This window comes from Streptomyces sp. Ag109_O5-1 (assembly GCF_003814875.1).
GTDB lineage: Bacteria > Actinomycetota > Actinomycetes > Streptomycetales > Streptomycetaceae > Streptomyces > Streptomyces sasae.
The window spans coordinates 7,840,950-7,865,892 of record NZ_RKQF01000001.1; the positions used below are offsets into that span (position 1 = coordinate 7,840,950).

Consider the following 24,943-nt stretch of genomic DNA (forward strand, 5'->3'; position numbering starts at 1 on the left):
TCAGCCGACGGACACCTGGTCGGCGGGCTCGTCGGCCCCGGCGACCGCCGGCGCCGTACGGCCGCCGCCCGTCACCTTCTGCTTCACCAGGGCGACCACGACCACCGCCGCCGCGACCAGCAGCGACAGCAGCACGGTCGTACGACCGCTGCTCTCGCCCTCAGTGTCGGTCAGCATGTAACCCAGGACGAACACGATCAGACCGGCCGTCGCCCAGGTCAGATACGGGTACAGCCACATCTTCACGACGAGCTTCTCCGGCGCCTCTGCCTGGATGATCTTCCGCATCCGCAGCTGCGAGAAGCAGATGACCAGCCAGACGAACAGGGCGATCGCGCCGGAGGAGTTGACGAGGAAGAGGAAGACCGAGTCGGGGAACTCGTAGTTGAAGAAGACGGCGACGAAACCGAAGACGACGGAGGCGACGATCGCGGCCATCGGCACACCACGCGAGGTGGTCTGTGCGAACGCCTTCGGGGCGTCACCCCGCTGCCCGAGCGAGAACGCCATCCGGGAGGCCGTGTACAGACCGGAGTTGAGACAGGACAGCACGGACGTCAGCACGATGAAGTTCATGATCTGGCCGGCGTGCGCGATACCGAGGGAGTCGAGGGCGGCGACGTACGAGCCCTTCTCCTTGATCGACGGGTCGTTCCACGGCAGCAGCGAGACCACGATGAGGATCGAGCCGAGGTAGAAGACGCCGATCCGCCAGATGATGCTGTTGGTGGACTTGGTGACGGCGCGCTGCGGGTTCTCCGACTCACCGGCCGCCAGGGTGGCGATCTCGCTGCCCATGAAGGAGAAGACCACCAGCAGCACACCGGTGAGGATCGCGCCGGGACCGTGCGGCAGGAAGCCGCCGTGGGCGGTGAGGTTGGAGAAGGACGCCTTGTCGTCGTGCACGCCGGGCAGCACACCGAGCACGGCCAGCAGGCCCACGACGATGAACGCGCCGATCGCGACGACCTTGATCCCGGCGAACCAGAACTCGAACTCGCCGTACGAGCCGACGGAGACCAGGTTGGTGGCGGTGAGCACCGTCATCACGATGAGCGCCCAGCCCCACTGCGGTACGGCGGGGATCCAGCCCTCCAGGATCTTGGCACCGGCGGTGGCCTCCACCGCCAGCACCACGACCCAGAAGAACCAGTACAGCCAGCCGATGGAGAACCCGGCCCAGCGGCCGAGCGCACGGTCCGCGTGCGCGGAGAAGGAGCCGGAGGTCGGATTGGCGGCGGACATCTCGCCGAGCATCCGCATCACCAGCACCACGAGGGTGCCGACGAGCGCGTACGACAGCAGGATGCCGGGTCCTGCGGTGGCGATTCCGGAACTGGAACCGACGAAGAGGCCGGCGCCGATGACACCGCCGATGGCGATCATCGACAGATGGCGGTTCTTGAGTCCTGCGTGGAGACCGTTGCCGGGATCGCCGGCCTGGGGCGGGGCAGTCGTAGTCGGCTGCGAAGTCATGGGGGAATTCCTTTGCGCCGGGTGAGCGGGCTCCCGTACGAGCGGCGTACGAGTTGGTCCAGTGAAACGGAGGTGGACTGATTCCTGAACCTTTGAATCCATATTGTTACTTGAGGTTTTCTTGAGGTTCTGTAGTTCTACTCACATTTCCGGGTTGTGTCCCGGGTCGCGGTCCGGGATGCGGCCCCGCCCCCGTCCGGCGTTCACACCCATGTCACACTCGTCACATGCGCGTGTATCTCGGCTCCGACCATGCGGGCTTCGAACTCAAGAACCACCTCGTCGAGTGGCTGAAGGCGGCGGGTCACGACCCCGTCGACTGCGGCCCCCACATCTACGACGCCCAGGACGACTACCCGCCCTTCTGTCTCCGCGCGGCCGAGCGGACGGCGGCGGACCCCGAGTCCCTCGGCATCGTCATCGGCGGCTCCGGCAACGGTGAGCAGATCGCCGCGAACAAGGTGAAGGGCGTGCGCGCGGCGCTCGCCTGGAGCGAGGAGACCGCGTCGCTCGGCCGGCAGCACAACAACGCGAACGTCGTCGCAGTGGGCGCACGCATGCACACGGAGGACGAGGCGACGAAGTTCGTCGAGGCGTTCCTGAACACGCCGTTCTCCGAGGACGAGCGGCACATCCGCCGCATCGACATGCTGGCGGCGTACGAGACGACGGGCGACCTCCCGCCGATCCCGGCGCACCACCCCCAGCCGTAGGCTGCCCGCCCGACCACCCGACTCGGCCGGCCGAGAGGCGAGGCCAGGGGTGGTTGGGGCCGCGGACGTGAAAGGGGACCGTGGCTTCACTTGGGTTTCCTCCCCTCGACGTTCACTCCTCCACCGGCCGAGTCGGGTGGGTGGGTGGGAAAGGAAGCACGTCAGTGCCAGAGGGGCACACGATCCACCGGCTCGCGCTGGAGTACCGGCGGCTCACCGGACCCGTACGGGTCACCAGCCCGCAGGGCAAGTTCTCCGACGCCGCCGCGTTGATCGACGGCGCCCGCCTCACCCGCACCGAGGCCCACGGCAAGCACCTCTTCCTCGGCTTCCGCGACAGCGACTGGGTCCATATCCACCTCGGCCTCTTCGGCAAGGTCGGTTTCGGTGACGCCCCGGCGCCCCCGGCCACCGACACCGTCCGGCTCCGCCTCGCCGACGCCACCTCCTACGTCGACCTGCGCGGCCCCACCACCTGCGCCCTGATCACCGATGAGGAGAAGGACGCCGTACACGCCCGGCTCGGCCCGGATCCGCTCCGCGCCGACGCCGACCCGGGCGCGGCGTACCGGAGGATCTCCCGCAGCCGTACGACGGTCGCCGCCCTGCTCATGGACCAGAAGGTCATCGCCGGCGTCGGCAACGTCTACCGTGCCGAGGTCCTCTTCCGGCACGGCATCGATCCCTATCGCGCGGGCAAGGACCTCACTCCCGCCGAATGGGACGCCGTCTGGGCCGACCTCGTCGAGCTGATGCACGAGGGCGTCCGGAACAACCGGATCGACACCGTCCGGCCCGAGCACACCCCGGAGGCGATGGGCCGCCCGCCGCGCGTCGACGACCACGGCGGCGAGGTGTACGTCTACCGCCGCGCCACCCTGCCCTGCCACATCTGCGGCAGCGAGATCCGCACCGCCGACCTCGCCGCCCGCAACCTCTTCTGGTGCCCCGCCTGCCAGCAGCGCTGACCGCTCGCTAGAAGCCGTGCGGCGGCCACGGCGGCACCGGTGACCCGAACGCCACCGACGCCTCCGTCAGCGCCCCGGGTCGTAGTTCGGCCACCCGGCCGGCCCGCGCCAGCGACAGCAGAGACACCCCGCCGAGGTAGGCCGCCCCCAACTCCCGTACGGACAGCGAGAGATCGGCCGCATCCGTCGTACGCTCGCAGGACGCGCCCTTGGTGTCCCCGGTCAGCCGCCAACGCCCCGTGTTCCACGGGCAGAAGGCGTCGTCCACGTCCAACACGACGTCCACCGGCGTCTGGTAGGTCCGTGCGGCGAGTGCCGTACCGACGTCGACGGGACGGACGTACACCGAATCCCGCAGCTGGGTCCGGCAGCGGCGGATGTCGGAGACCAGGTACTGCCAGGCGTCGTCGACCGGCCGCCTCCGTACCGTCAGCGTCGTCATCAGGTCGATGCCGAACAGGAACCGCCACAGCGCCGCGTCGGTCGCGGGGTCCAGCGCGACCAGCTCCTCCAGCGTCACCGTGCCGTCGTGCCCGCTCTGCGACCAGCCCATCTTCGTACGGAACCGGGCCCACCCGGTGACCCGCCCGTCCAGCTCCGCGACCACGCACTGCAGCGCCGACGCCCCGCCCCGCTCGCTCTCCGGGTCGAGCAGCCCCGCCTGCTCCCAGCCGGGCCGGCGGGCCAGCATCCCGGGCCGCCGCGGCACCAGCTCCGCGTACACCCCCTCGCACACGTCGAGCACCTCGGCGGGCTTGGCGTACCGCAGCCGTATGTCGTCGGTGCCGGCCGGTACGGCGAGGGTCACCCGGCTCGTGTCGATCTCGGCCAGCAGCTGGAAGGCCGCGGCCCCGTACCCGAAGCGGCCGTAGATCGCCGGCTCGGACGCGTACAGCGCGGCCAGCGGCTCGCCCAGCGCGTGGCTGTCGTCCAGCAGCCGCCGCATCATCGAGGTCAGCACCCCGCGCCGCCGGTGCGTCGCGGACACGCTCACCATGGTGATGCCCGCGGTGGGCACCACGGCCCCGCCCGGCACGCTCATCCGGAAGCTGAACGCCCCTGATGTCCCCACGAGTTCGCCGCCGTCCAGAGCGGCCAGCGAACGCTCGTACTCCGTGAGGGACCGGTCCAGTTCGCGCTCCTCGGCGGGCGCCGGACCGGCGCCGAAGGCCCGCACCAGGTGGTCCCACCACTCGTCGAACTCCTCGGGCCGCAGCACCTTCAGCTCGGTCGTCGTACGGTCAGTCGCCATGAGCCATCCCTATCAGGGGCATTGTGGGACGAGCGAACGAATTTCTCCCGGATGCCGACGCGACGGCTCCGGGTGAAGTTCACTGTGAAGTTGCACTCCAAGTCGAGCCTCGGACGGGGGACAAGTGGGACCTCCCGTGCCAAGAAGCTGGTCCGATGGATAGGGTCCCGAACTAATGGCAGCAGACGGAGAGCGGCGCGGGAAGGCCGAGACGTTGACGGCCCGGTGGAAGATGCAGTGGCACCGGGCCCGCGTCGGCGTGCGCAGAAGCGCCGTGGACTACTTCCGCGGCGACGGTTCCGACTGGATCGCGCTGGCCGGCCTGCTCCTCACCATCCCGGTCCTCGCGGCCATGACCCTCGCCGACTCGGTGTGGTTCTCCCCGGCCACACTGGTCCTCCCGATCATCGCCGGCGGCCTGCTGCTGCGGCCGGCGAGCCTGCTCGGCCTGTACGCGGCGGCGGCGACGGCCCTGATCGTGGAGTCCGTACGGCTCGGCCCCTATACGGAGGGCCCCTCCCGGGTCACCCCGGGCGTGGTCCTGGTCGTCGCGGCCTGCGGTTTCTTCGGTCTCCTCACCGCACAGTTCAGAAGCCGCGTCGGCGTCCCCTGGCGGCGCGGCGGCACCATGCTCTTCGACCTGCGCGAACGCATCCGGGTGCAGAGCAAGCTGCCGAAGCTGCCGCTGGGCTGGCACCGCGAGATGGCCCTGCGGCCGGCCGGCGGGCAGTCCTTCTCCGGGGACTTCGTGGTCGCGGCCCGTACGAACAACGGCCGCACGATGGAGGTCGTCCTCACCGACGTCTCCGGCAAGGGCATGGACGCGGCGTCCCGCGCACTGCTCCTGTCCGGCGCGTTCGGCGGCCTCCTCGGCTCCCTCCCGCCGCACGCCTTCCTCACGGCCGCCAACGGCTACCTCCTCCGCCAGGACTGGGACGAGGGCTTCGCGACCTCCATCCACCTGGTCCTGGACCTGGACTCCGGCGACTACGAGCTGTACTCGGCCGGCCACCCGCCCGGCCTCCAGCTCAGCGCGGGCAGCGGCCGCTGGGAGGAGAAGGCCGCGGAGGGACCCCTGCTGGGCGTGTACGACGGCGCGCAGTTCGACCCGGTCAAGGGCTCCCTGCGCCCCGGGGACGTCCTGATGCTGTTCACCGACGGCCTGGTGGAGACGTCCGACCGGGACATCGTGGAGGGCATCGACCGCCTGACGGGCGAGGCGGACCGCTATGTGGCCGGCGGCTTCCACGGGGCGGCCTGGCACCTGATCGAGGCGGTGGCGAAGGACGTCAACGACGACCGGGCGTTGCTGCTGATCTGCCGGGAGGCGGCGAGGTGAGGTAGCGGACGGGGGCGCCGCACAGCAGTGGCGCATACTCGCACCGTGACCCACCTTTCCCTGGCCGAAGTCGAGGAACTCGCCCGAGCCGCCCACGCCGGGCAGACCGACAAGGCGGGCCGCCCCTACGCCGAGCACCTCGCCGCCGTGGCCGAGGGCGTCCGTGCCCGCGGCGGAGACCCCGACCAGATCGCCGCCGCCTGGCTGCACGACTCCGTGGAGGACCACGCCCTCACCGAGGAGTGGCTGGACGCGGCCGCCCTGAGCCCCCGGACCAAGGCCGTCGTCCGTGCCGTGACCAAGCGCCCCGGCGAGCCTCCCGCGTCGTACGCCGAGCGCATCCTCACGACCCCCGGCGCCCTGCTCGTGAAACAGGCCGACCTCGCGCACAACGCCGACCCCGGCCGGCTCGCCGTTCTGGACGAGGGCACGAGAGAACGGCTGACCGAGAAGTACGCCCGGATGCGCGCCCTTCTCGGCCTCACCGAGTAGACGTCTCCGCGTGAACGTCTCCGTATGAACGTCTCCGCGGGAGCGGCTACGCGCCGGCCATCGCCCGGCTCCGCCGTTCCCGCTCCCGGGCCAGTTCCGCCGCGTCCTGCCGGAACGCCCACTCCATCTCCGGCTCCATGGCGAACCGGAACACCCGCCGGACGGGGCGCGTGCACAGCAGCGTGACGCCGGCGCCCGCGACCGCGGTGACGAGGATCTCGCCGAGCGGCCCGTGCAGCCACTTAGGGTCGAACCAGCCCGCGTGGACGCCGTACTTCACCACGAAGCCGTGCAACAGATAGCCGTACAGCGTGCCCGCGCCGAGCGTCGTGAACCACATCCTCCGGCCCGGTACCCAGGAGAAGAAGGCGGCCGTCAGCAGCATCGAGCAGCCGAACATGGCGAGCACCATCACCGGCCCGCACCACCACGGCGCACCCAGCTCCTGCGCGGCGTCACGGTGGTAGAACCACGCGGGGTTCATCCGCGGCGCCGCCCACCAGGCGAACACCAGCGCGGCCGCGAACACCGGCACCGCGGCGATCCGTACCGGCCACCGGCGCACCAGCCGGAAGTGCTCGGGCCTCAGGCACAGGCCGAGCACGAAGTACGGCAGGAACTGCAGGACCCGCTGCAGGTCCAGGTCGTCACCGATGGACGGGGACACGGACGCCAGCATCGCGATGAGGAAGGCGACGGGAAGGGGGTGGCGGAGGGCCTTCCAGATCGGCGTGGTCAGGCGCCAGACGAACAGCGCGCACAGGAACCAGGTCAGGTACCAGGGGTCGAGCAAGCTGATGTCCTGGCCGGGGGAGTGGTTCACGAACCGCTGGAACACCGAGTACGCGGTCTCGAACAGGACATACGGCACGACGACACCGGTGACCAGCCGCTTCAGCCGGTCCGGGCGCATGTCGAAACTCCGGGAGAAGTAGCCGGAGATGATGATGAACGCCGGCATGTGGAAGGCGTACACGACGGAGTACATCGCCTCCAGGACGCGGCTGTCGCCCTTCAGCGGCTCCCAGGAGTGACCCATCGCGACGAGCACGATCGCCAGGTACTTGGCGTTGTCGAAGAACGCGTCGCGCTGTCTGTCCGCCGGCGGACGGGCCGGGGGACGGGGTGTTCGGTTCTGGCCGGGGGACGTGGCGGCGTCAAACATCTGAGGCACCCTAGCGTTGCCTGTGGGAATTCGTAAAACCGCCGTTGTGATTCCTGGATATGACTCGTGATCGTTTGTGAATCGACCGCGGATTTACGGAAGTCGATGTCTCTGGCAATGCCGTTCCATGCGGCACTTACACCCATGATGTCCCCATTCATCCCGACTAATTGGGGCATAACGTTCGCATGCGGCCCGGCCTTGCGGTACCTGTGTCCTCAATTCGAATTAGCTGCGCACGTGTTGTGTGGACACTGAAACCAAGGCCGCCAATTACCTTGGGCCTAGGGGCGGGTGGACCCTCGAATTACTGTGCGGGCGATGGTCGGTGCGCGCTGCACTGTCGACGTTGTGTCACGGGCCGCATAGTGCGGCCGGGTTGGTGGCACGATGGTTCTGGCGGGGGTGCGGGGTCGTACCCCTGGGCCGGGAGAGCGGAACCGACCGAGGGTGTGATCAGTTGTGGCCATTTCACTGTCTGTGGTGCTGCTGTTGGCGATCATCCTGGTAGTGCTGATCAGAGGGGGGAACATCAAGGCCGGCCCCGCGATCGTCGCGGTCCTCTTCGGCTTCTTCCTCGCCTCGACCGGGATGGCCCCGTCGATCCAGCGGTTCCTCGACTCGATAGCGCAGACCATCAACTCGATCAGCTTCTGACCGCGCGGGGAAGCCGGACGACGGAACGCGGGGCGGTACTGCGGTACCGCTACGGCGCTGCGCGACTCCGGCCGGTGGAGACGGCGGCCACCGCGTCCGGGACCGCCCGGGGCGGCGGTGGCATGGGCATGGCCTGCCCGACCGTCCTCGATCGCCGGCGCGCCTCGCCGCTCCTGCTGCCGCCTCGATCGGCGCAGGCAACCTCCCGCACCACCTTCACCCGCATGGGTGACTCTCGCTACGCCCCCTGTGGCATCCGTTGATCGCCCGGCCCGCCCGCCGTACAGCGGACGGGTGACACGGTCCCCGGCCCCGGCCCCCGGACTGACGCCAGGGAACGACGAAGGCCCGGGCGGGGGGTAAATACCCTCTGACCTGGGCCTTCGGCTGTTCAGAGCGGGCGACGGGAATCGAACCCGCGTAGCTAGTTTGGAAGACTAGTGCTCTACCATTGAGCTACGCCCGCACAACATGCGCCGCAGGTCGGTGACCGCGGCACAGGAGGCATCGTAGCGGGTCGTCCGCCGCCTAGGCCAACGCGTTGGGCTGCGCGGATACGCGATGCGTATGCAGGTGAACAAAGCGAACGACGCACACGGCCCGGGCATGTACCCTACGTGTCGCACCGAAACGGGGTGTGGCGCAGCTTGGTAGCGCGTCCGCTTTGGGAGCGGAAGGCCGTGGGTTCAAATCCCGCCACCCCGACCACCACCTGACGGCGTCCGCCCTGATCGCCTTTTGGGGCGCTGAGCGGCTGCGGTTACTATGCAAGCTGCGCGCCCGTGTGTCCCAGCCCGCCAGACGGCGGCCTACGAACTCCTCCGGGCGGCGAAACTCCGCCGGGCCCCTCTGGGCACCGGCAGAACCCAAGAAGTCAGCCACAAGGAGACCGAACCGTGAAGAGCGCCGTGGAGACCCTGAACCCGACCCGGGTTCGGCTCACTGTCGAGGTGCCCTTCGAGGAGCTCAAGGACAGCCTCGACGCGGCGTACCAGAAGATCAACCAGCAGGTCACGGTGAAGGGCTTCCGCAAGGGCAAGATCCCGGCCCGGGTCATCGACCAGCGGTTCGGTCGCGGTGCGGTGCTGGAGGAGGCCGTCAACGACGCGCTCCCGAAGTTCTACACCGAGGCGGTCAACGAGGCCGAGCTCAGCCCGCTCGGCCAGCCCGACGTCGACATCACCGAGCTGAAGGACGGCGAGACGCTGAACTTCACCGCCGAGGTCGACGTCCGCCCCGCCCTCGAGATCCCGGACTACACCGGCATCGAGGTCGAGGTCGACGCCGTCGAGGTGACGGACGAGGACGTCGAGAAGTCCGTGGAGCAGCTGCGTGAGCGCTTCGCGTCGACCTCTCCCGTCGAGCGTGCCGCCGAGGACGGCGACGTCGTCACCGTCGACCTGGAGGCCAAGGTCGACGGCGAGGTGCTGGAGGACGGCATCGCCAGCGGTGTCTCCTACACCATCGGCTCCGGCGAGCTGCTGGACGGCATCGACGACGCCGTGAAGGGCCTGGAGGCCGGTGGCGAGGCCACCTTCACCTCCGAGCTCAAGGGCGGTTCCGCGGCCGGCAAGGAGGCCGAGGTCACCGTCAAGGTCACCCAGGTCGCCGCGCGTGAACTCCCCGAGCTGGACGACGAGTTCGCGCAGCTCGCCTCCGAGTTCGACACCCTGGACGAGCTCAAGGAGGACAGCCGCAAGCGCCTCGCCAACATGAAGACGTACGACCAGGCCACGCAGGCCCAGGAGCGCGTCCTCGAGAAGCTCCTGGAGCTCGTCGAGGTGCCCGTCCCCGAGAAGCTCCTCGAGGACGAGATCAACACCCGCAAGCACAACCTGGAGCACCACCAGCTCGGCCAGATGGGCCTCGACCTCGACAAGTACCTGGAGATCCAGGGCAAGACCGCCGAGGAGTTCGACACCGAGACACGCGAGGCCGCGGTCAAGGGCATCAAGACCCAGTTCGTCCTCGACGAGCTGGTCAAGAAGGAGAACCTCAACGTCAACCAGGAGGAGCTCACCGAGCACCTCATGCGGCGTGCGGCCTCCTCCGGCATGTCCCCCGACCAGTTCGCCCAGGCCGTCGTCGAGGGTGGCCAGGTGCCGCTCCTGGTCGGCGAGGTCGCCCGCGGCAAGGCCCTGGCCGTCGTGGTCGAGGCCGCCACGGTGAAGGACACCAACGGCGAGATCGTCGACCTGGACGACGAGGACGAGGACGAGACGGAGGCCCCTGAGGCCGCCGCCGAGGCCACGGACGCCGCCGACGAGGAGAAGGCCGAGGGCTGACCCTCCGGCGCCCGTAACGGCGTACAAGGGGCTCCTGGGACTGTTCCCGGGGGCCCCTTTGTCATACACGCCAGGGGCAGCGCCCCGTCAGGGGCGCGGACAACTGCGCGACAAGCCCCCACGCACCCGCACGCGCCCACGCACCTCCACACGCACGGCGAAGAGCGGTCGGCCCATCCCCGCAGCCGCTACGCCCCCGGCGAACAGCCCTGTTACCGGGATTCCCCGAAGGGACCATCGCGTTAGGGTCCATGAGTACGAGGGCAGCCAAGCCCCCGGCTACGGAAACGTGAGACGGCCCGGCGCCGTCGTAAAGACGAGCAGGTGGATACGTGACGAATCTGATGCCCTCCGCCGCCGACGGGCCTTCCATCGGTGGTGGCCTCGGAGACCAGGTCTACAACCGGCTGCTCGGCGAGCGGATCGTCTTCCTGGGCCAGCAGGTGGACGACGACATCGCGAACAAGATCACCGCGCAGCTGCTGCTGCTCGCGGCCGAGCCCAACAAGGACATCTTCCTCTACATCAACAGCCCCGGCGGCTCGGTGACGGCCGGCATGGCGATCTACGACACCATGCAGTTCATCCCGAACGACGTGGTCACCATCGCCATGGGCATGGCGGCCTCGATGGGCCAGTTCCTGCTCACCGGCGGTACCGCCGGCAAGCGCTTCGCCCTGCCGCACACGGACATCATGATGCACCAGGGCTCCGCGGGCCTGGGCGGTACGGTCTCGGACATCAAGATCCAGGCCCAGTACCTGCTGCGGACCAAGAAGACGATGTCCGAGCTGACCGCCCTGCACTCCGGCCAGACCGTCGAGACGATCATCCGCGACGGCGACCGCGACCGCTGGTTCACCCCGGAAGAGGCCAAGGAGTACGGTCTGATTGACGGGATCATCACGCATGCCTCCGGTGTTCCGGGAGGCGGCGGCACCGGCGCCTCCTGAGCGTGGCCACGCCACGCTCCGCCGAGACTCCAGCCCCCCGAACGCCACCAGGACGGTGAACACCCTCATGAGCAACTTCCACGGCGCCGCCGACGCCCGTTACGACGGTCCCCGGCCCGACGCCCGCTATGTCATCCCGCGCTTCGTGGAGCGCACCTCCCAGGGCATCCGCGAGTACGACCCGTACGCGAAGCTCTTCGAGGAGCGCGTGATCTTCCTCGGCGTCCAGATCGACGACGCCTCCGCCAACGACGTCATGGCGCAGCTGCTGTGCCTGGAGTCGATGGACCCGGACCGGGACATCTCGATCTACATCAACAGCCCGGGCGGCGACATGACCGCCCTCACGGCGATCTACGACACGATGCAGTTCGTCAAGCCCGACATCCAGACGGTCTGCATGGGCCAGGCGGCCTCCGCCGCGGCGATCCTGCTGGCGGCCGGTACGCCCGGCAAGCGCATGGCGCTGCCGAACTCCCGTGTGCTGATCCACCAGCCGGCCGGTTCCACCGGCCGCGGCCAGCTCTCCGACCTGGAGATCATCGCCAACGAGTTCACGCGGATGCGTGAGCAGCTGGAGAACATGCTGGCCAAGCACTCCAACCGGCCGATCGAGCAGGTCCGTGAGGACATCGAGCGCGACAAGATCCTCACGGCCGAGGAAGCACTCGCGTACGGCATCGTGGACCAGATCATCTCCACCCGGAAGATGAACAACGCGGACGTCCGCTGACAGAGGATGTATTCTCTGCCGCCCTTGGCGTGGTTTGACCACGTGCTCGGCAAGGTGCACGTCAAAGTGAACCGTGCCAAGGGGGGCCCGTACGGGGGTCCCGGCAAGGTACCGTCGACATAAGGCAGCACCAGGAGCCGCTGGATTCGAAAGAGTCCAGGCGTCTCCCAGGCGAAGGGGAAGCACACCGTGGCACGCATCGGTGACGGCGGCGATCTGCTCAAGTGCTCGTTCTGCGGCAAGAGCCAGAAGCAGGTCAAGAAGCTCATCGCAGGGCCCGGTGTGTACATCTGCGACGAGTGCATCGATCTCTGCAACGAGATCATCGAGGAGGAGCTCGCCGAGACGAGCGAGGTGCGCTGGGAGGAACTCCCCAAGCCCCGCGAGATCTACGAGTTCCTGGAGGGCTATGTGGTGGGCCAGGAGCCCGCCAAGAAGGCCCTCTCGGTCGCGGTGTACAACCACTACAAGCGCGTCCAGGCCGGCGAGAACGGCGGCGCCCAAGGCCGCGACGACGCCATCGAGTTGGCGAAGTCCAACATCCTGCTGCTAGGGCCCACGGGCTCCGGCAAGACGCTCCTCGCACAGACCCTGGCCCGCATGCTGAACGTCCCGTTCGCGATCGCCGACGCGACCGCGCTGACGGAGGCCGGCTATGTGGGCGAGGACGTGGAGAACATCCTCCTCAAGCTGATCCAGGCGGCCGACTACGACGTCAAGAAGGCCGAGACCGGGATCATCTACATCGACGAGATCGACAAGGTCGCGCGGAAGAGTGAAAATCCGTCGATCACCCGGGACGTCTCCGGCGAGGGTGTCCAGCAGGCCCTGCTGAAGATCCTCGAAGGCACCACGGCCTCCGTCCCGCCGCAGGGCGGCCGCAAGCACCCGCACCAGGAGTTCATCCAGATCGACACGACGAACGTCCTGTTCATCGTGGGCGGTGCGTTCGCCGGCCTGGAGAAGATCATCGAGTCCCGGGCGGGCGCCAAGGGCATCGGCTTCGGCGCCACCATCCGCTCCAAGCGCGAGCTGGAGGCCAAGGACCAGTTCGAGGACGTCATGCCCGAGGACCTGGTCAAGTTCGGCATGATCCCCGAGTTCATCGGCCGGCTGCCCGTCATCACGAGCGTCCACAACCTGGACCGCGAGGCCCTGCTCCAGATCCTCGTCGAGCCGCGCAACGCGCTCGTCAAGCAGTACCAGCGCCTCTTCGAACTCGACGGCGTGGAGCTGGACTTCGAGCGCGAGGCCCTGGAGGCCATCGCCGACCAGGCCATCCTCCGCCAGACCGGCGCGCGCGGCCTGCGCGCCATCATGGAGGAAGTCCTGATGTCCGTGATGTACGAGGTCCCGTCCCGCAAGGACGTCGCCCGCGTGGTCATCACGGCCGACGTCGTCCACTCCAACGTCAACCCGACCCTGATCCCGCGCGAGGCCCGCGGCCGGGGCGCCGGGGAGCAGAAGTCGGCGTAACCGCCGTACGACGAACGACGGAAGGGGCCCCGGTCGGCATGACCGGGGCCCCTTCCGTCGTGACCTGTGGGCGTTCGCCGGAGCGTGACGCCGACGTCACCGGAGTTCGACGTCGCCGGAGCGTGGCTGGCGTCGCTAGAGCTTGACGCGGACGTCGTTCCGCAGCTTGGCCGCGATCTCCGCGTTGTCGGCGACCAGGTTGCCGTCGCTCCCGGCCAGACTGGCGAAGCTGAACGCGGTGACGACGGCGACGGTGCTGTGGTCGCCCCAGATGCACATGGGCGACTTGAGGGTCTTCGGCTCACCCGCGGAGGCAGCGGAACTGTTGTCGACCTGTATCACCTGGCACTTCATGACGCCGTTGGCGAAGCCCGCCGGACTGACCGTCTCGGGGCTGCCGACCAGCTTGCTCTTCTCCGACGAACTGCTCTTCTCCGACTCGGACTTGACCTTGGCGAACATGGCGTCGACGACGGCCTCCGGGTCGTCGATCGTCCCGTACACCCCGGCGAACGAGAGGCTCTTCGCCGTCAGGCCCGAGCCGTTCCCGTATCCGGCGCTGACGGCCTTCGGGTTCTTCACGCCCATCTTCTCGAAGTCCGAGACGTCGGAGTCGGTCAGCCCGTCCGAGGAGCCGGAGCCGTCCGACTTCTTGTACGTCCCGTTGATGACCGTCGCCGGCGTCGTCAGCTTGTGTGCGCCGTCGTCCTTGATGCCGCCGGCGCTGTTGTTCCCGGCGAGCACGAAGTACGCGCCCACCGCGACCGCGGCGACCACCGCCACCGCCCCGATGACCAGGCCCGTCTTCTTCTTCCCGCCGCCCGGCGCCGGCGGCTGCGGGACGCCGTAGGGCTGCTGGCCGTACGGAGGCTGGCCGTAGGGCGGCTGCTGGCCGTAAGGGTTCTGCTGCGGCGCGCCCGGGGCGCCCTGCTGCGGATAGCCGTAGCCCGGCTGCGGGGGCTGCTGGCCGTACGGACCCGGCTGCGGCGGGGCCGCCGGCGGGGCCTGCTGGGGGTAGCCGTAGCCGGGCTGGGGCGCCTGCGGCGGCTGGCCGTACGGACCCGGCTGCTGTCCGTACGGTCCCGGCTGCTGCGGCGGCGGCGGCCCGCCGTACGGGCCCGGCTGGTTGTAGCTCATCTCTGGGTTCCCCTCCAGATGCTTATGTGTTCCTGACATCCTGGCGCAGTCACAGGGGGCTCATGGCGTGGGGGTGCCCGCCGTTACAGAACAAACGCGTTTCGGGACACGCCCGGGACACCTCTAAACTGAGCCCCGTGACCGAGAATGCTCAGCAGCAGCCCACAGCGCCCAGCACCGAACTGCCGACCCAGTACGCGCCGGCCGACGTAGAGGGGACGCTGTACGAGCGCTGGGTAGAGCGCGGTTACTTCGCGGCCGACGCCAAGAGCGACAAGCCCGCGTACACCATCGTCATCCCCCCGCCGAACGTCACCGGCTCCCTGCACCTGGGCCACGCCTTCCAGCACACGCTCATGGACGCCCTCACGCGCCGCAAGCGCATGCAGGGCTTCGAGTCGCTGTGGCTGCCCGGCATGGACCACGCCGGTATCGCCACCCAGAACAAGGTCGAGCAGCAGCTCGCCGAGGAGGGCAAGTCCCGCCAGGACCTCGGCCGCGAGGAGTTCGTCGAGCGGGTCTGGCAGTGGAAGGAAGAGTACGGCGGCAAGATCCTCGGCCAGATGCGCCGCCTCGGCGACGGCGTCGACTGGGACCGTGAGCGCTTCACCATGGACGAGGGCCTGTCCAAGGCCGTCCAGACCATCTTCAAGAAGCTCTACGACGACGAGCTGATCTACCGCGCCGAGCGCATCATCAACTGGTGCCCGCGCTGTCTGACGGCCATCTCGGACATCGAGGTGGAGTACCAGGAGGACGACGGCGAGCTGGTCTCCATCAAGTACGGCGAGGGTGACGAGACGCTGGTCGTCGCCACCACGCGTGCCGAGACGATGCTCGGTGACACGGCCGTCGCCGTCCACCCCGACGACGAGCGCTACAAGCACCTGGTCGGCAAGCGCATCAAGCTCCCGCTGACCGACCGCACGATCCCCGTCGTCGCGGACACGCACGTCGACCCGGAGTTCGGCACGGGCGCCGTCAAGGTCACCCCGGCCCACGACCCGAACGACTTCGCGATCGGCCAGCGCCACGGCCTGGAGTCCATCACCGTGATGGACGAGCGGGCGGTCATCACCGTCCACGGCCCCTTCGAGGGCCTGGACCGCTTCGAGGCGCGCTCCGCGATCGTCGCGGCGCTGCGCTCCCAGGGCCGGATCGTCGCCGAGAAGCGGCCCTACGTCCACAGCGTCGGCCACTGCTCGCGCTGCAAGACCACCATCGAGCCGCGCCTGTCCATGCAGTGGTGGGTCAAGGTCGGCCCGCTCGCCAAGGCCGCCGGTGACGCGGTCCGCGACGGCCGGGTGAAGATCCACCCCGAGGACATGTCGAAGCGGTACTTCGACTGGGTCGACAACATGCACGACTGGTGCATCTCGCGCCAGCTGTGGTGGGGCCACCGCATCCCGGTCTGGTACGGCCCCGAGGGCCAGGTCGTCTGCGTCGGCCCCGACGAGCAGCCGCCCGGCACCGAGGCGGAGGGCTGGAAGCAGGACACCGACGTCCTGGACACCTGGTTCTCCTCCGGCCTGTGGCCGTTCTCCACCCTCGGCTGGCCCGAACAGACCGCGGACCTGCGGAAGTTCTACCCGACCGACGTCCTGCTCACCGGCCACGACATCATCTTCTTCTGGGTCGCCCGGATGATGATGTTCGGCCTCTACGCCATGGACGGCGAGGTCCCCTTCAAGACCATCGCGCTGACCGGCCTGGTCCGTGACGAGCGCGGCAAGAAGATGTCGAAGTCCTTCGGCAACGTCGTCGACCCGCTGGACTGGATGGACAAGTACGGCTCCGACGCCGTCCGCTTCACCCTGGCCCGCGGCGCCAACCCCGGCACCGACGTGCCGATCGGCGAGGAGTGGGTCCAGGCGTCCCGCAACTTCGCCAACAAGGTCTGGAACGCCACCCGCTTCGCGCTGATGAACGGCGCGACGCTCGACGGCCCGCTCCCGGACCCGTCGGAGATGTCGGCGACGGACCGCTGGATCCTCTCCCGTCTCAACAAGACGGTCGCCGAGGTCGACGCGTTCTACGACGACTTCCAGTTCGCGAAGCTCTCCGACTCGCTCTTCCACTACGCGTGGGACGAGGTCTTCGACTGGTACGTCGAGCTGTCCAAGTCCACCTTCCAGGCGGGCGGCCGGGGCGCCGAGGTCTCCCAGCGCGTCCTCGGCGAGGTCCTGGACGTCACCCTGAAGCTCCTCCACCCGGTGATCCCGTTCGTCACGGACACCCTGTGGACGACGCTGACCGGCGGCGAGTCGGTCGTCATCGCCGACTGGCCGTCCGACAGCGGCTTCCGTGACGAGGCGGCGGAGAAGGAGATCGAGGCCCTCCAGTCCGTCATCACCGAGGTCCGCCGCTTCCGCGCCGAGCAGGGCCTGCAGGACGGCCAGCGGGTCCCGGCCCGCCTCACGCTCGACGGCACGGCCCTCGCCCCGCACGAGGCGGCCATCCGGCAGCTGCTGCGCCTCCAGCCGGAGGGCGACGCCTTCGCGGCGACGGCCACCCTCCCGATCGCCGGCGCCACGGTCGCCCTCGACCTCTCCGGCACGATCGACATCGCCGCCGAGCGCAAGCGCCTCGCCAAGGACCTGGCGGCGGCCGAGAAGGAGAAGGCCCAGGCGACGGCCAAGCTGGGCAACGAGGCGTTCCTGGCGAAGGCCCCGGACAACGTGGTGGACAAGATCCGCGGCCGCCTGGCCAAGGCGGACGAGGACATCGCCCGCATCCAGACCCAGTTGGACCGCCTCCCGCAGGCATAACAGTCCCGAGCGTCCCCGAAGGCGTCCGGCAGCCCGTTCCACAGGGCTGCCGGACGCCTTCGCGCTTCCCCCGGGTCACCAAGCGCGGACCCGTCAGCGCCCTACTGTCCAAAAGCAGGAACATGACCTTAATGTTCGTGATGTTCCATTTTGGCGCTTTGTGATGGAGGGGACGCCAGCATGCTGCGCAGGGGCCGAGCGAAACCACCTCCGCAAGGGGGCCTGGTTCCGCTCACGGCTGTCGCGGGCGCCCTGCTCGCCGTGCTCATCGGCCTCGTCTTCCTGACGCTGCTGTGGGCGATCCAGGACGCGCACGGCTCCCTGCTGTCGGCCCGGAGCGGCAGACCGGCCCTGGACCAGGTCGGAGTGGTCGAGAAGACCGTCCTGGACCTGGAGGGCCGGCAGGAGAGCTACCTCTTCACCCGGCATGACCAGTTCCTCAGGTCGTGGCAGGCCGCACGGGCCGTGTTCCCCGTGCAGGCGCAACGCCTCGTGGAGGTCAGCACGTCCCCCGCCCAGCGGCAGCTCGCCCGGCAGATCCGGCAGGCCGGGCAGTCCTTCATCGACGACTACTCGGCCCCGCTCGTCGACGCGGCCCGGCGCGACGCTCCCATGGCCAGCAGCGCGGCGCGGACGTTGGAGGGCGAGCGACGCGTCGACGCGCTGCGGAACCAGTTCTCCCGCTACCTCGCCGCCCAGCGCGCCGCCACCGACAGGCGTGAGCACGCCCTGGAGAGCCGGATGGACAGGCTGATGGTCGCGGCGTCCATCGGGGTGGCAGGGGCGGTCCTCCTGATCGCCGGCTACTGCGCCTATGTGACCCGGGTGATCGTCTGGCCGCTGCGCCGGATGGCCGGCTTCGCGACCCGGCTGGCCGCCGGGGACCTGAGCGCACGGGTGCCGCCCTTCGGCCGCCGGGAGATCGGGCAGCTGGAGACGGCGTTCAACACGATGGCCGACTCGCTGGAGAGGAGTCACCGGCGGCTCAGACTGCTGTACGACGCCGGTACGGCCGTCGGCAACACCCTCGATGTGGGCCGGACCGCCGAAGAGCTGGTGCGCGTGGCCGTACCGCGCTTCGCCGACTTCGTCACCGTCGACCTGGAGGACGCCGTGCTGCAGGGCGCGGAGCCGACGGCCGCGGAGAGCGCCCTGCGGCGCGTCGCCAGGGGCGGTATCCGGGAGGATTCCCCGCTGGCACCGACAGGTGCGCTCATCGGAGTGACCGCGCCGCCCGGGTCCGCCCCCGGCGCCGTCCCGGACGCAGCCCTCGTACTCGACCTGTGTGCCGTCCGGCCGGGGGTCATTCCCGACACCCAGCAGACGGACCGGCTCCTCGCGTACGGCATGGGCTCGCTGATCACCGCACCGCTGTCGGCACAGGGCGTCCTCATGGGGGTGATCGTCTTCTGGCGGACCCGGGACTCCCCGCCGTTCGAGGAGGACGACCTGTCCGACGCCGAGGAACTGGCCGCGAAGTCCGCACGCGCCATCGACAACGCCCGCCGCTACACCCGGGAACGCGAGACCGCACTGGCACTCCAGCGCAGCCTGCTGCCGCACGGCCTGCCCGAGCGGCCCACCGTCGACTTCGCCTACCGCTACCTCCCGACCGGCACCAGCGCCGGGGTCGGCGGCGACTGGCTCGACGTGATCCCCCTGTCGGGCACCCGAGTCGCCCTGGTCGTCGGCGACGTCGTCGGCCACGGCATCCACGCCTCCGCCGCCATGGGCCGGCTGCGCACGGCGGTCCGGACCCTCGCTGACGTCGACCTGCCGCCCGACGAACTCCTCACCCACCTCGACGACCTGGTCATCCACCTCGACGACGGCGGCGGGGAGCCGACCGGCGAAGTGGGTTCGACCTGTCTGTACGCCGTCTACGACCCGGTCTCCCGGCGCTGCGCCCTCGCCAGCGCAGGCCATCCGCTGCCCTTCGTGATCACCCCCGAGGGCGCGGTGGAGCAGGCCCCCGGCCAGGCCGGACCCCCGCTCGGGCTCGGCGGGCTGCCGTTCGAGACGACCGAACTGGCTCTCGCCCAGGGCACCACCCTCGCACTGTTCAGCAACGGCCTGGTGCACTCCCGCAACCTCGACATGAACCAGGGCCTGGAGCGGCTGCGCCGCGCGCTGGCGACGCCGGGGGAGCCGCTGGAGGCGGTCTGCGACCAGGTGGTGGCCACGCTGCGCACCGGCGAACCCACCGACGACGTCACCCTGCTGCTGGCCCGGACCCACGCCCTGCCTGCCGACCAGGTGGCCACCTGGGAGGTCCCCGCGGACCCCGAACACGTCGCCCGGGCCCGGACCCTGGCCACCGGCCGGCTCGACGCCTGGCACCTGGAGGAGCTGTCGTTCACCACCGAACTGGTGGTCAGCGAGCTCGTCACCAACGCCATCCGCTACGGCGGCACCCCGATCCGGCTGCGGCTCATCCGCGACACCACCATGCTGATCTGCGAGGTCTCCGACGGCAGCAGCACCGCCCCCCACCTGCGGCGGGCCCGCGTCTTCGACGAGGGCGGCCGGGGCCTGCTGCTGGTGGCCCAGCTCACCCAGCGGTGGGGCACCCGGCAGACCTCCGCCGGCAAGACGATCTGGTGCGAACAGGCGCTTCCGACGGCCGACGCGTCCGGGCCCCCGGGAGGCTCCTAGACTGGTCCCGTGAGTGATCTGCCCCCGCGCGACCCCAATGAGAGCTTCGACGACTTCGACGAGATCATCGAGGCCGAGACGGACCGCGACCCCGATCTCGCGCTGATCGAGGCCGGCAGCCGGACCCTGCGCACCCAGGGCGGCCCGCAGCAGGCCGACGTACCCGCCCGCCCCGAGGACCCCGAGGTCGACAAGGCCCTGCGCGAGGTCGAGGCGGAGCTCGCCACCCGCTGGGGCGAGACCAAGCTGGAGCCCTCGGTCACCAGGATCGCCGCACTCATGGACGTCCTGGGCGAGCCGCAGCGGTCGTACCCCTCGATCCACATCACGGGCACCAACGGCAAGACCTCCACCGCCCGCATGATCGAGTCCCTGCTCGGCGCCTTCGACCTGCGCACCGGCCGCTACACCAGCCCCCATGTGCAGTCGGTCACCGAGCGCATCAGCCTCGACGGCGCCCCCGTCTCCGCCGAGCGGTTCATCGAGACGTACCAGGACATCAAGCCGTACGTCGAGATGACCGACTCCCAGCAGGAGTACCGGCTCTCCTTCTTCGAGGTGCTCACCGCGATGGCGTACGCGGCCTTCGCGGACGCCCCCGTGGACGTCGCGGTCGTCGAGGTCGGCATGGGCGGCTCCTGGGACGCCACCAACGTCATCGACGGTGACGTCGCCGTGGTCACCCCCATCGACCTCGACCACACCGACCGGCTCGGCGAGACCACCGCGGCGATCGCCGCCGAGAAGGCCGGGATCATCAAGCAGGACGCGACCGTCATCCTGGCCCAGCAGCCGGTGGACGCGGCCCAGGTGCTGCTGAAGAAGGCCGTGGAGGTCGACGCGACCGTGGCCCGCGAGGGCCTGGAGTTCGGCGTCGTCGCCCGCCAGGTCGCCGTCGGCGGCCAGCTGCTCACCCTGCGCGGCCTGGGCGGCGAGTACGACCAGGTCTACCTCCCCCTGCACGGCCCCTACCAGGCGCACAACGCGGCCGTCGCGCTCGCCGCCGTCGAGGCGTTCTTCGGCGTCGGCTCCCAGCGCCCCGAACCCCTCGACATCGACACGGTCCGCAAAGCCTTCGCGGCCGTCTCCTCGCCGGGCCGCCTCGAAGTCGTACGACGCTCCCCGACCGTCGTCCTCGACGCCGCCCACAACCCGGCCGGCGCCCGCGCCACCGCCGAGGCGGTCGGCGAGGCCTTCGACTTCAGCCGGCTGATCGGCGTGGTCGGGGCCAGTGCCGACAAAAACGTACGAGGGCTCCTGGAGGCCTTCGAGCCGATCTTCGCCGAGGTCGTCGTCACCCAGAACTCCAGCCACCGCGCCATGGACGCGGACGAGCTGGCCGCGATCGCCGTCGAGGTGTTCGGCGACGACCGCGTCCAGGTCGAACCGCGGCTGCCCGACGCCCTGGAGGCCGCGATCACGCTGGCCGAGGAGGAGGGCGAGTTCGCCGGCGGCGGGGTGCTGGTCACCGGCTCCGTCATCACCGTGGGCGAGGCCCGGCTGCTCCTGGGGAGGCGCTGACCATGCGGACGCTCTGCTCCTCCACCCTGATCGGCGAGTTCTTCGTCATCGGCTTCGCCGCGCTGGTCGCCATGAAGGACCCCGGCCTGGCCGCCTCGACGGTGTGGCTGGTCAGCGGCATCGCGATGTTCCTGTGCGTGGCCCTGTGCGGGGTCATCACCCGGCCGGGAGGCACCGCCCTCGGCTGGGCCCTGCAGATCGCGCTGATCGCCTCCGGGATCTACGTCCCGACCATGTACTTCATGGGCGCGATCTTCGCGGGCCTGTGGTGGGCCTCGGTGCACTACGGCCGGAAGATCGACGAGGCCAAGGCCCGCTTCGCGGCGCAGGCGGCGCAGTCCGCGACCCCGGGGGCTGACGCTGCGTGACGGGTGCCCGGACACGCCCTGTAGCCTCTCCTCACCGCACCTGCCAGTACCGCGAAGGAGCCCCCTAGTGAGCCAGCGCACCCTCGTCCTGCTCAAGCCCGACGCCGTCCGTCGTGGCCTGACCGGCGAGATCATCAGCCGAATCGAGCGCAAGGCCGGCTGGCAGATCACCGCGCTGGAACTGCGCACCCTGGAGCGGGCGACGCTGGAGCAGCACTACGGCGAGCACGTCGGCAAGCCGTTCTACGAGCCGCTCGTCGAGTTCATGGCCTCCGGCCCGGTCGTCGCCCTGATCGTCGAGGGCGAGCGGGTCATCGAGGGCGTCCGCGCGCTCGCCGGCCCGACCGACCCGATCGCCGCCGCGCCCGGCTCCATCCGCGGCGACTTCGGCGTGATCGTCCGCGAGAACCTGATCCACGCGTCCGACTCCGAGGAGTCCGCCGAGCGCGAGGTCAAGATCTTCTTCCCGGGCCGCGCATAACCCCGCCGGGGGCGAACGCGCCCCGGTACGGAGTTTTCGTGGAAGTTTTTGACGAGGCGTCAGCCCGTTGATCTGCACACCCTGGGACGGCCGAACGATTTCGGCCGTCCCTCGGCATATGCGTGCCGATCGGGGGAACGAGTGGCCCCGTCGGACCGTCTCCAGAAGCGAGGCGGCCCCGTACGTGCTGACAATGGCGAAGACCCTCGCGCAGTGTTCGTGCAGGCGCGTCTACGATGTAAGCCTTCACGTCACAGCACCCGCTTCGCCGACCTGAAATGCCCTCAAAAGCTCCCGGGAAGGCCAGACGAATCCTGATGGGGAACTCAATGTCGTTCATCGGCCGTGACATGGCTGTCGACCTCGGGACCGCCAACACGCTGGTGTACGTCAGGGGTCGCGGGATCGTACTCAACGAGCCGTCCGTCGTCGCGATCAACACGAACACCGGTGGAATTCTTGCGGTCGGCGCGGAGGCGAAGAAGATGATCGGGCGCACGCCCGGCAACATCGTCGCCGTCCGCCCGTTGAAGGACGGCGTGATCGCCGACTTCGAGATCACCGAGCGGATGCTCCGCTACTTCATCCTGAAGATCCACAAGCGGCGCTATCTCGCCCGCCCGCGCGTGGTCGTCTGCGTGCCCTCCGGCATCACCGGCGTCGAGCGCCGCGCCGTCATCGAGGCGTCGTCGCAGGCCGGTGCCCGCCAGGTGCACATCATCGAGGAGCCCATGGCCGCGGCCATCGGCTCCGGCCTGCCGGTCCACGAGGCCACCGGCAACATGGTGGTGGACATCGGCGGCGGCACCACCGAGGTCGCGGTCATCTCGCTCGGCGGCATCGTCACCGCCCAGTCCATCCGGGTCGCGGGCGACGAGCTCGACAACGCGATCATCCAGCACATCAAGAAGGAGTACAGCCTCCTTCTCGGTGAGCGGACCGCCGAACAGATCAAGATCACGATCGGTTCGGCGTACGACCTCGACGACGACCAGCACACCGAGATCCGCGGCCGGGATCTGGTCTCCGGCCTGCCGAAGACCGTCGTCATCTCGGCCGCCGAGGTCCGCAAGGCGATCGAGGAACCCGTCAACGCGATCGTCGACGCCGTGAAGACCACCCTCGACAAGTGCCCGCCGGAGCTGTCCGGCGACATCATGGACAGGGGAATCGTTCTGACCGGCGGCGGAGCACTGCTGCGCGGTCTGGACGAGCGGCTGCGCCGGGAGACCGGCATGCCCATCCACATCGCCGAGGACCCGCTGGACAGCGTGGCGCTCGGCTCCGGCAAGTGCGTCGAGGAGTTCGAGGCGCTCCAGCAGGTCCTGGACGCCCAGCCGCGCAGATGACGTAACTCTTCGATTCCGCCGTACGAGATCATCCCCTCTCGTGCGGCGGATCGTTGATATGGAGGCATAAACTCGCCCAAGGCGAGCTCCACCCCACAAGCCTCCGCAACCCCCCACATGCTTCACAAGCTTCCGCAACCAAGCCCCGCAGGTTCCTATTTGAGGAAGGCACGGCCGCCGCACGTGAGGGACACGAAAGAGAGCCGGCTGCTCCTGGTGCTGCTGATCGCCATCGCGTTCGCGCTGATCACGGTGGACATCCGAGGTGGCAGGAACTCCCCGGTCGACGGCGCCCGGCAGGCCGCGGCAGCGGTCTTCGGCCCGATCGAGAACGGCATGTCGACGGTGGTGGACCCGGTCGGCAACGCCGTCTCCGCCGTCCGTGACTCCGGCGCACGACACGACCGGCTGGCCCGGCTGGAGACCCAGAACGCGGCCCTGAAGGCGAAGCTCGGCAGCAGCGACCGCAACCGCAGCCGCCTGGCGCAGCTCGACAAGATGCTGAACATCGCCGCCGAGGGCCAGTACGGCATCAAGGGCGCCCAGGTCATCGGGATAGGAGCGGCCCAGGGCTTCTCCTGGACCGTCACCATCGACGTCGGCGCCAACGACGGCATCAAGCGCGACATGACCGTCCTCAACGGCAACGGCCTCGTCGGCCGCGTCACCACCGTCGGCCCCGACGCCTCCACCGTGCTGCTCGCCAACGACCCCGACTTCACCGTCGGCACCCGCATGGAGGGCAGCGACGAACTCGGCTTCGCCTCCGGACAGGGCGACCGCCCGCTGCGCGTCGAACTCCTCAACGGCCAGGCCGAGGTGAAGAAGGGCGACCGGCTCGTCACCTTCGGCTCCCAGGGCGACCGGCCCTTCGTGCCCGGCGTCCCGGTCGGCACGGTCACCGGCATCGACCCCTCCAACGGCGGCCTCACCCGCACCCTGTACGTCACGCCGTTCGTGTCCTTCACCAAGCTCGACATCGTCGGCGTGGTCGTCGAGGCACCGAAGAAGGACCCGCGCGACGAGGTGCTCCCGGCCAAGCCGAAACCCACCCCGATCCCCACGGTGACCGTCACGGTCACCCCGTCCGCGGACGCGAGCGCGAGCGCCGGCGCGTCCGACACCAGCAGCCCGCAGCGGTAGGAGCTGAATCCC

At 69.5% G+C, this 24,943-nt stretch carries 20 protein-coding genes and 2 tRNA genes; 17 read left to right on the top strand and 5 right to left on the bottom strand.

Translation table 11 applies throughout. The features are described 5' to 3' along the window. Entirely contained in the window at positions 1–1,476 is a 1,476-nt protein-coding gene (locus EDD90_RS35610; RefSeq protein WP_123976974.1) for an amino acid permease, read from the bottom strand. 227 nt (positions 1,477–1,703) lie between these two features. Here EDD90_RS35610 and EDD90_RS35615 point away from each other — a divergent pair, with 227 nt between their 5' ends. Together EDD90_RS35615 and EDD90_RS35620 are read left to right on the top strand one after the other, a co-directional pair. Continuing rightward, positions 1,704–2,189: a ribose-5-phosphate isomerase gene (locus tag EDD90_RS35615; protein ID WP_123976975.1), complete on the top strand. Its 486-nt coding sequence runs from the start codon at positions 1,704–1,706 to the stop codon at positions 2,187–2,189. Between the two features lie 164 nt (positions 2,190–2,353). After that, entirely contained in the window at positions 2,354–3,157 is an 804-nt protein-coding gene (locus EDD90_RS35620) for an Fpg/Nei family DNA glycosylase (RefSeq protein WP_123976976.1), read from the top strand. 7 nt (positions 3,158–3,164) lie between these two features. Here EDD90_RS35620 and EDD90_RS35625 read toward each other — a convergent pair whose 3' ends face one another. Continuing rightward, complete coding sequence (locus EDD90_RS35625; protein WP_123976977.1) at positions 3,165–4,409, bottom strand: GNAT family N-acetyltransferase; 1,245 nt, start codon at positions 4,407–4,409, stop codon at positions 3,165–3,167. 175 nt (positions 4,410–4,584) lie between these two features. Between EDD90_RS35625 and EDD90_RS35630 the strand changes: the two genes are divergently transcribed. Both EDD90_RS35630 and EDD90_RS35635 read left to right on the top strand, forming a co-directional pair. Further along, the gene (locus tag EDD90_RS35630) at positions 4,585–5,748 is read left to right on the top strand and encodes a PP2C family protein-serine/threonine phosphatase (protein ID WP_123976978.1); all 1,164 of its coding nucleotides are present in this window, start codon (positions 4,585–4,587) and stop codon (positions 5,746–5,748) included. Positions 5,749–5,793: 45 nt separating this feature from the next. Next, the gene (locus EDD90_RS35635) at positions 5,794–6,240 is read left to right on the top strand and encodes an HD domain-containing protein (protein WP_123976979.1); all 447 of its coding nucleotides are present in this window, start codon (positions 5,794–5,796) and stop codon (positions 6,238–6,240) included. A 46-nt stretch (positions 6,241–6,286) separates the two neighbouring features. Here the strand turns inward: EDD90_RS35635 and EDD90_RS35640 are convergent, their stop codons facing one another. Next, the gene (locus tag EDD90_RS35640; protein ID WP_123976980.1) at positions 6,287–7,405 is read right to left on the bottom strand and encodes an acyltransferase family protein; all 1,119 of its coding nucleotides are present in this window, start codon (positions 7,403–7,405) and stop codon (positions 6,287–6,289) included. Positions 7,406–7,867: 462 nt separating this feature from the next. Here EDD90_RS35640 and EDD90_RS35645 point away from each other — a divergent pair, with 462 nt between their 5' ends. Further along, the gene (locus EDD90_RS35645) at positions 7,868–8,062 is read left to right on the top strand and encodes a hypothetical protein (protein WP_123976981.1); all 195 of its coding nucleotides are present in this window, start codon (positions 7,868–7,870) and stop codon (positions 8,060–8,062) included. Between the two features lie 395 nt (positions 8,063–8,457). On the opposite strand, the gene EDD90_RS35650 is transcribed toward EDD90_RS35645, so the two are convergent. After that, a tRNA-Gly gene (locus EDD90_RS35650) sits at positions 8,458–8,528 on the bottom strand. Between the two features lie 165 nt (positions 8,529–8,693). On the opposite strand from EDD90_RS35650, the gene EDD90_RS35655 reads away from it, so the two are divergent. From EDD90_RS35655 to clpX, 5 genes are all read left to right on the top strand, one after another. After that, positions 8,694–8,770, top strand: a tRNA-Pro gene (locus EDD90_RS35655). Between the two features lie 188 nt (positions 8,771–8,958). Next, positions 8,959–10,347 carry a trigger factor gene (tig, locus tag EDD90_RS35660; protein ID WP_123976982.1) on the top strand — a complete coding sequence of 463 codons (1,389 nt, stop codon included), beginning with the start codon at positions 8,959–8,961 and terminating at the stop codon, positions 10,345–10,347. Positions 10,348–10,691: 344 nt separating this feature from the next. Further along, positions 10,692–11,300 carry an ATP-dependent Clp protease proteolytic subunit gene (locus tag EDD90_RS35665; RefSeq protein ID WP_123982002.1) on the top strand — a complete coding sequence of 203 codons (609 nt, stop codon included), beginning with the start codon at positions 10,692–10,694 and terminating at the stop codon, positions 11,298–11,300. A 67-nt stretch (positions 11,301–11,367) separates the two neighbouring features. After that, entirely contained in the window at positions 11,368–12,033 is a 666-nt protein-coding gene (locus tag EDD90_RS35670; protein WP_123976983.1) for an ATP-dependent Clp protease proteolytic subunit, read from the top strand. Between the two features lie 189 nt (positions 12,034–12,222). Then, positions 12,223–13,509: an ATP-dependent Clp protease ATP-binding subunit ClpX gene (gene clpX, locus EDD90_RS35675; protein WP_123976984.1), complete on the top strand. Its 1,287-nt coding sequence runs from the start codon at positions 12,223–12,225 to the stop codon at positions 13,507–13,509. Between the two features lie 135 nt (positions 13,510–13,644). Here clpX and EDD90_RS35680 read toward each other — a convergent pair whose 3' ends face one another. Beyond that, positions 13,645–14,646, bottom strand: a complete 1,002-nt coding sequence (locus EDD90_RS35680; protein ID WP_123976985.1) for a hypothetical protein — start codon at positions 14,644–14,646, stop codon at positions 13,645–13,647. Between the two features lie 137 nt (positions 14,647–14,783). Here EDD90_RS35680 and EDD90_RS35685 point away from each other — a divergent pair, with 137 nt between their 5' ends. From EDD90_RS35685 to mreC, 7 genes are all read left to right on the top strand, one after another. Next, positions 14,784–17,414 (top strand): valine--tRNA ligase, encoded by a 2,631-nt coding sequence (locus EDD90_RS35685; protein WP_123976986.1) that lies wholly within the window; start codon positions 14,784–14,786, stop codon positions 17,412–17,414. A 180-nt stretch (positions 17,415–17,594) separates the two neighbouring features. Beyond that, entirely contained in the window at positions 17,595–20,069 is a 2,475-nt protein-coding gene (locus EDD90_RS35690) for a SpoIIE family protein phosphatase (RefSeq protein ID WP_123976987.1), read from the top strand. Between the two features lie 9 nt (positions 20,070–20,078). Beyond that, positions 20,079–21,590 (top strand): folylpolyglutamate synthase/dihydrofolate synthase family protein, encoded by a 1,512-nt coding sequence (locus EDD90_RS35695; RefSeq protein ID WP_260328331.1) that lies wholly within the window; start codon positions 20,079–20,081, stop codon positions 21,588–21,590. A 2-nt stretch (positions 21,591–21,592) separates the two neighbouring features. Beyond that, on the top strand, positions 21,593–21,958 hold the full coding sequence (locus tag EDD90_RS35700; RefSeq protein ID WP_123976988.1) for a DUF4233 domain-containing protein: 366 nt from the start codon (positions 21,593–21,595) through the stop codon (positions 21,956–21,958). 67 nt (positions 21,959–22,025) lie between these two features. Next, positions 22,026–22,439 carry a nucleoside-diphosphate kinase gene (ndk, locus tag EDD90_RS35705; protein WP_123976989.1) on the top strand — a complete coding sequence of 138 codons (414 nt, stop codon included), beginning with the start codon at positions 22,026–22,028 and terminating at the stop codon, positions 22,437–22,439. Positions 22,440–22,768: 329 nt separating this feature from the next. Continuing rightward, positions 22,769–23,788, top strand: a complete 1,020-nt coding sequence (locus tag EDD90_RS35710) for a rod shape-determining protein (protein ID WP_099928866.1) — start codon at positions 22,769–22,771, stop codon at positions 23,786–23,788. 183 nt (positions 23,789–23,971) lie between these two features. After that, positions 23,972–24,931 carry a rod shape-determining protein MreC gene (mreC, locus tag EDD90_RS35715; RefSeq protein ID WP_123976990.1) on the top strand — a complete coding sequence of 320 codons (960 nt, stop codon included), beginning with the start codon at positions 23,972–23,974 and terminating at the stop codon, positions 24,929–24,931. The last annotated feature ends 12 nt before the right edge of the window (positions 24,932–24,943 follow it).